The organism is Filifactor sp., from assembly GCF_057248345.1.
In genome coordinates this window covers 1-11,740 of the sequence record NZ_DBHIIC010000043.1, presented here as the reverse complement: position 1 = coordinate 11,740, position 11,740 = coordinate 1, and the positions used below count along the sequence as shown (strand labels likewise).

Below are 11,740 nucleotides of genomic sequence, written 5' to 3'. Positions count from 1 at the left end.
TAAGAAATATGATCCTAAATTCTCAACGGTACCTCTTTCTTCAAAAGCTCTGACAATCTCTTTGCAATCGGTTTCATTGAGAATTTAGGATCATATTTCTTATCCGGTCTTCCCAAATGTGACATCAAAATAACTTTTGCATCATGTTCTGTTAAGTACTTAATTGTTTCTAATGCAGATACAATTCTTCTGTCATCTGTAATTGCTCCATCTTCCATCGGAACATTAAAATCACATCTGACAAGAACTTTTTTATCAGCAACATCCAAATCATAAACTCTTTTTTTATTTAGCATTGACAACGTTATTCCTCCTTAAAAACATAGTTAGAGCCTATACAAAATCGTTGCATAGGCTCTTCTATGTGAGCATTCTTTTCTCATAAAGAAATAGTTCGGCAACCATTTATCTTTCGGTCATCTATATGAATTTTGCCACTTTTTTACTATTTTCTTTCATTCACTATTCTTGTCAAGTCTAACACTCTGTTAGAATAGCCCCATTCATTATCATACCAAGCCACAATTTTCGCCATGTGTTTATCAATCATCATTGTAGATAGCGCATCTACGATGGAAGATCTCTTGTCTTTTTTGAAATCAATAGAAACCAAAGGCTCTTCACAGTATCCTAAAATACCTTTCATTTCATTATTTGCAGCTGTTTCGAATGCTTTGTTGATTTCTTCTACTGTTGTTTCTTTCTTCAATTCTACTGTTAAATCTACAACAGAAACAGTTGGAGTAGGTACTCTCATTGCAAATCCGTTCAATTTACCTTCTAACTGTGGAAGTACCAAAGCTACTGCTTTTGCAGCTCCAGTTGTGGTTGGAATAATAGACAAAGCTCCTGCTCTTGCTCTTCTTAAATCTTTATGTCTTTTATCCAAAATATTTTGGTCATTTGTATATGCATGAACTGTTGTCATCAATCCTTTTTCAATTCCGAATTGTTCATCAAGTATCTTTGCAAAAGGTGCTAAACAGTTTGTTGTACAAGATGCATTGGAGATAATGTGATGTGTTTTAGGATCGTAGGAATCACAGTTTACACCCACAACAAAAGTAGCATCTACATTTTTACCCGGTGCTGTCAAAATTACTTTTTTTGCTCCGGCAGCAATATGTTTTTCTGCATCTTCTCGTTTGTTAAATTTTCCTGTAGATTCAATCACAATATCAACACCTAATTCTCTCCAAGGTGCAGATGCAGGATCTCTTTCTTCAAATAATAAGATTTCATGTCCATCAATTACTAATTTATCATCACCAACAGCCTTTACTTCTCCTTCATAAGTTCCGAACAGAGAATCATATTTGAATAAATGTGCAAGTGTCTGTGCTTCCTTACGATTGTTTACTGCTACAATCTCATAACCGTAAGTATCTTTTCCGCCATTTTCAAAATAAGCTCGTAGAACATTTTTACCAATTCTTCCAAATCCGTTGATTCCAACTTTCATTGAATTACCCTCCTAAAAATTTAACTTTTTTAAATCAGTTTTTATATTTTTAAAAATCTAAGTATATACAATACTATAATATTGAAATTTCACAAAAAATGCAATACTTACTTCAAAATTCAAACAAATTATTACTCTCTTTTTACATAAATTCTTAAATAAAGTATAGTATATATCTTCAAAATATCATTATAATATATCATCATTCGAAAGGATGTATAATATTTTGTCCTTTATTTCATAAATTTGTATCTTTTTATATCAGTTATTTGTATAGAATATACCGTTACTCAAAAGTTGCTGAAATATCAATCAAAAATAGGAAGTTTTCCCTTATTCAATTAAGAAAACTTCCTATTAACTCCTACTATTTATGCAAACATGTGTAATTTGAATTCTTTCGATAAATCGGACAATATCATATTTCCACGCAAGCTGTTTCCTTCTTCATCCAATCGTGGTGAATAGGTGCAAATTCCACATTTTCCAGGTACAACTGCCATAATTCCTCCACTTACACCACTTTTTGCAGGAAATCCGGTTTCCATCAAAAATTTACCGCTACTCTCATACATCCCGCAAGTTGCCATCAAAGAAACTCCCTTTTTGACAATTTCTTCATCTATGATTTGTTTCCTGTTATCTAAACTTCTTCCACCGTTTGCCAATACTCCCGCTACATGCGCCATCTCTCTTGCATTTAATTCAATAAAACAAATCCGTACATATAAATCCAACACTTCTTCTACATTTACATTCGAATCAATTAAGCCTACTCCCCTTAAATAGTATACCAATGAACGATTGATATCTGTCACAAAATGAAATTCTTTCTGTGTTCGTATCTCGTCCGCTCCACTCAGTTGTTTTATTTTATCAGCAACTCTCTGAAATCTTTCATCAACCGTTCTTCCTTTCAGTAAAGAACAGACAGTCAAAGCTCCTGCATTGATAAACGGATTTGCCACTCTATCATCGATGGCTCTGACAGAATTATAAGGATATCTCGTGCATTCTGTATTAATTTTAGAAAAGATAGTTTCAGAACCAACATCCTCTAATGCTATCATAAAATCAATTACTTTAGAAATACTCTGAATAGAAAATTTAATATCACAATCTCCACTCTCAACAATTTTTCCAGAAGTAGTCGCAAGAGAAGTTGCAAATCCATTCGGATCAATTTGAGAAAGACAAGGTAGGTAGGTTGCTACTTCCCCTTCTTTTTTCATAGCATCTGATTTTTGAATCACTTGTTCCAATCTTTGACTGATTTCTTCTACTGTCATTTTGTCAAACATACAAAACTCCTCCTTTTTCATTCATCAAAACCATTGATTAAAAAGTACCTTGTCTTACTTGATTTTTATGAAACAGATATTATCTCTGTTCCTTTCTTCAAAGTGAATGATGTCAAGTATCAAAAATCTAACATAAAAGAACTTGAATCGTTGAATAAATGATGATTGATTCCATCACAAATGTACTGTTTCATAAACTGAAAATCTTCTACATTATCTTCTTTCTATATCTTATTCCATAGAGATACTATTGTTGCAAAAATGTATTTGTTTCTATTAGAATATCCTCAAAAGCTACCGAAAATTCTTGATCCATGTCTATCCATTTGGCAAACGGATATCTTCTAAACCATGTCAATTGCCTTTTTGCATATCGTCTGGAGTCTTTCTTGATTTCTTCTATCATTTCCAAATCACTTATCTTTTTTTCAAGAAATGCAATAACTTGACGATAACCGATGCCTTTCATAGATTGATTTTCTTCTGTAAGATGATATTTATTCACTAAATCTCCAACTTCTTGCACCAATCCATCCTCTATCATTTCCATTACCCTGTCATTGATTCTCTCATACAGTTGTTTTCTGTCAGCATATAGAGTAAACAATAAAAATCGCATGTCTTCTCTTGTCAGAATATCACTGGAAAAATCTTTATTCTTCTCTGCGTAAGTTGCGATTTCGATTGCACGAATCACTCTCTTACTGTTATATCTATCAATTGTTTCAGCTTTTTTGGAATCTATTTCTTGCAATCGTTGAAAGAGTGCATCTTTTCCTTCTTGTTCCAATAAATTTAAGAGCTCCTCTCTCAATTCTCGATCAACTGTATTACTTTGAAAATCCATATCATATAAAAGTGAATTAACATATAGTCCTGTTCCACCTACAATAATTGGAATTTTTTTTCTGTTTGTAATATCATCAATCAAAGTTAATGCTCTTCGCTGAAAATCAGAAACGGTAAAGTTCTCATTCGGTGAAATCACATCAATCAAGTGATGCTTAATCCCTTCCATCTCTTCTTCACGAATCTTTGCTGTTCCGATATTCATTTCTCTATAAATTTGCATAGAATCTGCGGAAATAATCTCTCCATCTATTTTTTTTGCTAATTGAATTGATGTTTTCGTTTTTCCAACTCCGGTTGGTCCCGAAATCATAATCACCTTTTTCAAGTTTATCACACTCATTTTTCTTCAACTGATTTTCTCAAGCATTCACTCGCTTAAACATCTTTTCTAAATCATATTTTTTCACTTCGATAAATACAGGTCTTCCATGAGGGCAAGTATACTTGTTCTCACACTGATTCAAATCCTTCAACAATGCTTCAACTTCTGTATCCATAATGCGATCATTTGCTTTAATTGCAGCTCTGCAAGCTTTTGTGGCTACTTTATCAATAAATTCCTCATAGTTTTCAAGGTTTTTATTTTCTTTCAAAAGTTCGATAATTTCATACATAAATTGTTCACCCTGTGTTTCGCGAAAGAAAACAGGTACTCCACGAATCATAATTACTTTTTCACCTAGAAAATCAAAATCAAACCCAAGTTTCTTAATCTCATCACCGTGTGTTTCTATCAATGTTGCATCTTCATAAGAAAGCTCAAGTAAAATCGGATTCAATAATTGTTGAGAGGAAAGTTCATCCTTATGAAGCAAAGCCATGTATCGTTCAAACAATACTCTCTCATGTGCTGCATGTTGATCAATTAAATACATTCGTTCCTCTTTTGTCATAATGAGATACGTAGAAAATACTCTACCTACATAATGTAATTGTTCATAATTTAAAATGTCTTGTTCTTTATCTTCTATTTGTAAAAAATTTTGAACAACAGGCTCTACACTTTCTTTTCCATTTTTCATTATAGGTTCTATTTTGGAGTGTTCACCCTCATAATAACCATTCTCTGATTCCTGCACTTCATCAATCATCATTTTATTTTCTTCTACAAATATTTCTTTTCCTTCATTAGACACTTTTGACTCAAACTCTTTTGTATCCGATTCATTTGGAAATAATATTTTTTCAAAAGGAGTAGTTGTATCTTTCTTTTCAAAAGAAAATACCGCTACTTCCTGTGACTCTCCCAACTCTTTTTCTTCCATTACAGAAATCGGAATTTGAACTTTCACCGGAGACTCTATCTTTTTTTCTTCTTTGACAAAACTTCCTTTTGGAATCAAATGATTGCTTTTTTGGAATAGAGCATCACGAACAAAAGCATACACTTTATCTTCCAACCTCAACTTCGAATCATATTTCACAGTCAATTTGTTCGGATGGACATTAAAGTCTATGTGAGACGGATTCAACTCAATGAACAGTACACAAGATGGAAATTTACCAATTGGAATAGTGCCCTTGTAGGCATCTTCCAACGCTCTTGCAACTGAAACATCTTCGACATATCGATTATTAAAAAATAAATTTTGCATTCTTCGATTGGTTTGATACATACTGGTCTTTGACAAATATCCATATAAAGTCACTTCTTCTTCAAAACTTCTCTTTGAAAAAAACATTTGCTCAACTGCATTTTTGCCATAGATAGAACGAATTGCATTTTCTAAAGTTCCGTCTCCTACAGTAGATACGATAACCTTGTTATTGCTAATCAATTTAAATCGTATGGAAGGATTTCCCATTGCCAAACGACACACAATCTGGTTAATTGCCATAGCCTCTGCAGGAGAAGATTTCATAAATTTCTTTCTGGCAGGAACATTAAAGAACAAATCCTCTATCACTAATGTCGTTCCTTGAGAAAGACCTATTTTTTCTGTCGAAACATATTTTCCACCTTCTACAAAAACACGACTTCCCCATTCTTCCTCAGATGTTTTTGTCATCAAAGTCGTTTTTGATACCGCACATATTGAAGATAATGCCTCTCCACGAAATCCACAAGTCTGTAAACTTTCTAAGTCCTCAATCTTTTGAATTTTACTTGTAGAATGTCTCAAAAACACTTTATCCAGTTGTTTATAAGGGATTCCAATCCCATCATCAGATACTCTGATATATTGCTTTCCACCATCTTTAATTTCTATCACGATATTTTTTGCTTTTGCATCAATTGAGTTTTCTACCAACTCTTTGATTACGGAAGATGGTCTTTCCACAACCTCTCCTGCTGCAATTTTACCGATTGTAAACTCATCTAAAATAAAAATTTCTTGTCCCAAAAAATCCTCCTCTCTATAACAGCATTACGCTAGAAATGGTATTACTTTGGAAGCTTTTCTTTGATTTTATGAATCACCAGCAATGCCTCTAACGGAGTCAATGTATCTGTGTTAATACCTTCCAATTCATTGATAATCTCTAGATAAATTGGATTTTCACAATCAGATTTTTTCGTTTCTTCCACAAAAAAATCTTCCCCTATACCTCTGCTCCATTCCTGTTTTTCACTTTGCAACTGATTCAACTTATCTTCTGCAAGTGCCAACACCTCTTTTGGCAGATGTGCCAACTTCGCAACATGAATCCCATAACTTTTATCTGCTTTTCCCGGGACCAACTTTCTTAAAAAAAGCACCTCTTCTTTATCTTCTTCTACTGCTACACAATAATTAAAAACATTGTCAAACTGTTGTGCAATATCGGTTATTTCATGGTAGTGGGTAGAAAATAAAGTCATACATTGAATCTTTCGACAAATAAAAGCAACAATCGCCCACGCAATACTCATTCCGTCATAGGTACTTGTTCCTCGACCGACTTCATCCAAAATGACAAGACTGTGTTCTGTCGCATGTTCCAAAATATGAGACACTTCATTCATTTCTACCATAAATGTGCTCTGTCCTTGTGATAAATCATCAGCTGCACCCACTCTTGTATAAATTGCATCCAATAGAGGAATATCTCCCGATTTTGCCGGAATATAACATCCAATATGAGCCATAATACAAATCAATGCAACTTGACGCATATAAGTAGATTTTCCACCCATATTCGGACCTGTAATAATCATAAAGTTTTTCTCTTTCAATAAATTGGTATCATTCGGTACAAAAATTTGCTCTTCCACCAAGCGTTCTACAACCGGATGTCTCCCATCTGTAATTTCAAGACGTTTTTCCTCATTGATGGACGGCTTTACATAATCATTTTGATAACTTGTTTCCGCAAGAGAAAGCAATGCATCCAAAGAACCTACTTTATCTGCAGTTGTTTGGATTCTAAAAACGGCGTGTTTCACTTTTGTTTTCACTTCAGCATACAACTCATTTTGTAAATCTAACGCCCTCTGTCTGGATGTCAAAATCTTTGTTTCCAACTCTTTCAATTCCTGGTTGATGTATCTCTCACAGTTGGCAAGAGTTTGCTTTCTTACGTAGCTTTCAGGAAGTTCACCTGATTTTAGTGCCGTGTGAGTAATCTCAATATAGTAACCGAACACTTTATTGTATCCAATTTTCAAAGTCTTAAATCCGGTTGAAGCTCTCTCCTGTAATTCCATTTGAGATAGAATCGATGCAGCATTTTTTTCAATGTTTCTCATCTCATCCAACTCTTTGGAATATCCTTCCCTGATAATCTCTCCATCCTTGATTGTTCCAATTGGTCTGTCTGAAATAGAATTATTAAGCAAATGATAAATATCCTCTAACGTATCCATCTGTTCAAACATTTGAATTAAAAGGGTTTTGCCTGATAACTCAATTTTCTCCCTCAGGTTCGGCAAATCATATAACGATTCTTTCAAATTTAACAAATCTCTCACTGTGACAGTATCATAACTGATTTTTGCACAGATTCTTTCCATATCGTATACAGAGTCCAAATACTCTCTCAAATCTTCCCTTAAACTATAATCTGAGATACATTCTTCAACTATATCCAACCTCTGTACAATTTCCTTTTTATCTCGAAGAGGGTGTTCAATCCATTTTCGAAGCATTCTTGCACCCATTGAAGTTTTCGTTTTATCCAAAACACCGAATAAAGAATATTTTTTATTCTTTTGAAGAAAATTCTCCATAAGTTCTAAATTGGAAATAGAAGAATAATCTAGCTTCAAATATTTATCCTGATGAATCCACTGAATAGAGTTTAAGTTGTTTGCAACTATTTTTTGTGTATATTGTATATAAGACAACAAAGTACGAACGGACAAAATAACATCTATATTTTGTTTTTCTAAAAGGTGATGTTTTCCTAGATACTCTTTAGAAAAAAACTCCGCTTCTACTTCGTTGGAAATAAACTCCGAAGCATTTACACAGACATGGTTATTTTGTACAAATAATCTTATCTGTCTAGCCAACTTTTCTTTTCCATCCAAGAATTTGATAAACACACTGTTTCCTATCAACTCGGAAGGAGAAATTTTATAAAAGATATCAGCAAAATCAAAATAGGATACTTTGGAGATATTAAGCTCTCCTGTTGAAACATCCACATAAGAAAGAGCAAATTCTTTGTGATCATTAGAAAGATGAACAGACAAAATATAATTGTTTCGAAACGACTGAATCACACTCTCATCAATAAATGTCCCCGGTGTAATAATCTTCGTAACTTCCCTTTTGACCAAACCTTTCGTCTCTTTAGGATCTTCCATCTGCTCACAAATTGCAATTTTTTTTCCTGCTTGAATCAATTTTTGAATATAAGAATCACAACTATGGAAAGGAATTCCACACATAGGAGCTTTTTCTTCCAATCCACAGGCACGTCCTGTCAAGGCAATCTCTAATATTTTTGAAGCCACTTTTGCATCTTCAAAAAACATTTCATAAAAGTCACCCAGACGGAAAAATAATATTGAGTCAGGATGTTGTTCTTTTATTAAAAAATACTGTTCCATCATCGGAGTTAGTTTTGCCAATCGTCACTTCCCACCTTTCCAATTGATACCATGAATCTATCTCTACATTTCTTTGTCCGAAACAATCTCTCCATTCAATGAAAATGATTTGGGATTTGTAATCTTTACATTCACAATTTTGCCAATCCAATCTCCTTCTGGACGATCAAAATTCACAAGCTTGTTTTCTCTTGTTCTTCCGGTTAATTTCGTGTCATCACGCTTGCTTATGGATTCTACCAACACTTCTACAATCTTTCCTGCATAAGCATGATTTTTTTCAGCAGCAATCCGATTAACAGGCTCCAATAATCTTTGGAATCGTTCTTTTTTTACCTCTTCAGGAACTTGGTCTTCCATTTTTTCAGCGGGTGTTCCTTTACGAACGGAATACAAAAATGTAAACGCCGAATCATACTGTACTCTTTCTACCACTTCCATCGTTTCTAAGAAATCCTCTTCCGTCTCACCCGGAAAACCGACCATAATATCGGTAGTAAATCCGATATTAGGTATCTTCGCTCTCAATTTATCCACTAAAAGATAGTAATCTTCTTTACTATAGTGTCGATTCATCTTTTTCAACAGTCTTGTACTTCCGGATTGAATCGGCAAATGCAAACTTTCACAAACTTTCGGCAATTCTGCCATCGCATCAATCAACTCATCAGACAAATCTTTCGGGTGAGAACTCATAAAACGAATTCGTTCAATTCCATCAATATCATTCACATCTCTCAACAAATCTGCAAAAGTATACTCTTGCTCCAAAGTCTGTCCGTATGAGTTTACATTTTGACCTAATAAAGTAATCTCTTTGATTCCCTCTTTTGCTAAAAATCTAATTTCATCCAAAATATCCTTTGGCTCTCTACTACGTTCTCTTCCTCTTGTGTAAGGAACAATACAGTAAGTGCAGAAATTATTGCATCCGTACATGATATTGACAAAAGATTTTACATCAAATTTTCTTGTAGTAGGTAATCCTTCAATAATCTGACCGTCAATATCCCAAACATCAATCAACTGTCCTTCATCACTTGTCAACTGTTGATATAACATCTCCGGAAATTGATAAATATTATGCGTACCGAACACAATATCAACATGACTGTACTTTTTCTTGATTTCATCCACAACATGTTGTTGTTGCATCATGCAACCACACACTCCGATAATCATATCTTCCCGATTTTCTTTAATATGTTTTAGCAAACTTAAATTTCCATATACTTTAAGCTCAGCATTTTCACGAATTGCGCAAGTATTATACAAGATTACATCTGCATCTTCTTCTCTATCTGTCAACTCATAACCCATATACTCAAACATACCCGATAAATTTTCACTATCGTGTTCATTCATTTGGCAACCCCAAGTTGTAATCATATACTTAGGCTTTTTATCATGATACTTTTCTCTATTTTGTACCTTTATCATATCAGCATACTGTTGCTGTTTTTTTACTGCATCTTCTGAAACTGTCTCAATTAATCCTCTCTTAGACATGATAATCCCCTCTCTATTTATTAAAATAACATTATATCACAAATAGAAGTGTTATTCAAAAATCAGAATCATATTTGTTGATACAAAATCGCTAAAAATTTTTTCAATATTACTCTATCTTTCATCAGTTAAAAATTGCTGTTTCCAAATTTGATTTCATCACACTACAACCATTCCGGAACAGTTCATACCATCAACTGCTCTAAAACGACTGGCTTCTTTGTTAAACTAAAACTTTTCCAGTGTTTCCAATCCATACTACTTCAAACTGATTGGAATACACACCAATCTATTCAAACAAAATTGTTTGTTGCTCCGCATCAACTTTAGCATGAATTCCAAAAGGAATAATACATCGAGGTGTGGAATGCCCGATATTGATATTGCATAAAAGAGAAAGTTTCTGATTAGAAATTTCTTCTAACATAATTTTTTTGTAATCTTCATAATACATTTCATTTTGCGGTTTACCCACCAAAACTCCGGATACAACATCAAAAATTCCATATCTCTCTAATGCACAAATCATCTCTCTAAAAAGAGCCGGTTTCGGTCTTTCTTCACTCGTTTCTAACAAAAGAATCTTATCTTTCCATTCTTCCAAAGAAGGAAAGATTTCATATTTTCGGCATAGCTCTACCGTATCATCATATCTTGAATTATCAAAAAAATTATAGTAAATGGATTCTAAACAACCTCCTAAAATTTGTCCTTCAAACGTTTTGTTTCCACGAATCAGTTCAAACCCTTGGTTTACAAAAGAAGGCATAGATACTCCAACTCCGTTTTCACTAAAATCTTCCCTCTCTTCATACCATACTTCACTTGGAGTAATTCTTTTGACGGTTCCTGTTGTAATCAACTCTTCAAAATATTTTTTTGTATAGGGTAACATTTCAGAAGAGATTTCACATACATCGGATAGAAATGATAGCCCGTAAAAAGTGATTATACCCAGTTTATGAAGCATAAAATGATTGACGGTTGTATCTGAAAATCCTAAAAATATCTTTTGATTTACTGCTCTTTCAAGCTGATGATCCTCAAAAAGATAAGGTAACAGACGATAAGTATCATCTCCTCCTATTGCACATAAAATCATATCAATCGAATCATCTTCAAACGCATCAATCAAATCTTTTGCTCGTGATTCAGGATGGTTTTGTAAATAATCCAATCCCTTGAGTGCGTGAGGCATCAAAACAATTTCTACTCCATAGTCTTGCAAACGCTTCAAGCCAATCTCCAACTCATGACGGATAAAATCCTCTCCGAGTATTCCCTTTGACAGACTGACAATCCCTATTTTTTTAACCTTCATAATGATTCCCTCTCTTTCTGAAAATAATTTCTACGTATTACAATCACTAACTTACATTTTTGATTCTGATTTTTCATCATTCAGAATTTCTGTATCTGCTGAAACTTACTCTATACTTTACTATACTTTAATCTACATACATTCCTTAAATGATGTCATTATATCACAAATCAGATTTTAAAAATATGTTAGACCAAATTCTTCCAGCTATCATCATATGAATCGTACGTTAGGTCACAGAAGTTTTCTCATAAAACTTTTTATTTAAAAAAGTTCCATCCATACACACAATTCTTAAAATAGCTTGACTCTTTTTT

The 11,740-nt window shown here is 33.6% G+C and carries 7 protein-coding genes and 1 pseudogene; all 8 read right to left on the bottom strand.

The window, feature by feature from the left end; all coding sequences use genetic code 11:
* Window positions 1-23: 23 nt before the first annotated feature.
* A pseudogene (gene pgk, locus ACO5GE_RS06865) lies at window positions 24-296 on the bottom strand (phosphoglycerate kinase); the annotation flags it as partial.
* Between the two features lie 149 nt (window positions 297-445).
* Window positions 446-1,462 carry a type I glyceraldehyde-3-phosphate dehydrogenase gene (gene gap, locus ACO5GE_RS06860; RefSeq protein ID WP_484830178.1) on the bottom strand — a complete coding sequence of 339 codons (1,017 nt, stop codon included), beginning with the start codon at window positions 1,460-1,462 and terminating at the stop codon, window positions 446-448.
* 371 nt (window positions 1,463-1,833) lie between these two features.
* On the bottom strand, window positions 1,834-2,763 hold the full coding sequence (glsA, locus tag ACO5GE_RS06855; protein ID WP_484830177.1) for a glutaminase A: 930 nt from the start codon (window positions 2,761-2,763) through the stop codon (window positions 1,834-1,836).
* Between the two features lie 247 nt (window positions 2,764-3,010).
* Complete coding sequence (gene miaA / locus ACO5GE_RS06850) at window positions 3,011-3,931, bottom strand: tRNA (adenosine(37)-N6)-dimethylallyltransferase MiaA (RefSeq protein WP_484830179.1); 921 nt, start codon at window positions 3,929-3,931, stop codon at window positions 3,011-3,013.
* Window positions 3,932-3,974: 43 nt separating this feature from the next.
* Window positions 3,975-5,960 (bottom strand): DNA mismatch repair endonuclease MutL, encoded by a 1,986-nt coding sequence (mutL, locus tag ACO5GE_RS06845; protein ID WP_484830176.1) that lies wholly within the window; start codon window positions 5,958-5,960, stop codon window positions 3,975-3,977.
* A gap of 41 nt (window positions 5,961-6,001) precedes the next feature.
* Window positions 6,002-8,614, bottom strand: coding sequence for a DNA mismatch repair protein MutS (gene mutS, locus ACO5GE_RS06840; protein ID WP_484830175.1), 2,613 nt, complete (start codon window positions 8,612-8,614; stop codon window positions 6,002-6,004).
* A gap of 42 nt (window positions 8,615-8,656) precedes the next feature.
* On the bottom strand, window positions 8,657-10,102 hold the full coding sequence (miaB, locus tag ACO5GE_RS06835; protein ID WP_484830174.1) for a tRNA (N6-isopentenyl adenosine(37)-C2)-methylthiotransferase MiaB: 1,446 nt from the start codon (window positions 10,100-10,102) through the stop codon (window positions 8,657-8,659).
* A 289-nt stretch (window positions 10,103-10,391) separates the two neighbouring features.
* A complete protein-coding gene (locus ACO5GE_RS06830; RefSeq protein ID WP_484830173.1) occupies window positions 10,392-11,423 on the bottom strand; it encodes a S66 family peptidase in 1,032 nt (343 codons plus the stop codon).
* Window positions 11,424-11,740 lie beyond the last annotated feature (317 nt).